Here is a 268-nt window from a genome sequence, read left to right as displayed (position 1 = left end):
CCGTAATCGGCGAGCGCGTGCAGCTTCTTGCACTCGGCCACGCGCGGCTCCAGGCGGTACAGCGGCTCAGGCATCGGCACCTGATAGACGAGAATCTGCTTCTCGGTGAGCGGCGTTTCGGGAATGCGGTGGCGCGTCTGCACGATGGTCGCTTCGCGCGTGCGGCGCGTGGTGGCCACGCCCGTCGTGCGCGCGAAAAAGCGGCGGATGTTCACGGCGTTGGTCGTATCGTCGGAACCCTGGTCGATGACCTTGAGCGTGTCGTTCG

The 268-nt window shown here is 66.0% G+C and carries 1 protein-coding gene; it reads right to left on the bottom strand.

Translation table 11 applies throughout. The features are described from left to right. Window positions 1-268 (bottom strand): alpha-D-ribose 1-methylphosphonate 5-phosphate C-P-lyase PhnJ (locus SB772_RS41580; RefSeq protein ID WP_410838720.1); only part of this gene is annotated, 268 nt, incomplete at both ends.

The organism is Paraburkholderia sp. SIMBA_030 (assembly GCF_046535245.1).
Taxonomy (GTDB): Bacteria; Pseudomonadota; Gammaproteobacteria; order Burkholderiales; family Burkholderiaceae; genus Paraburkholderia.
This window is presented reverse-complemented; position numbering and strand designations above follow the sequence as displayed.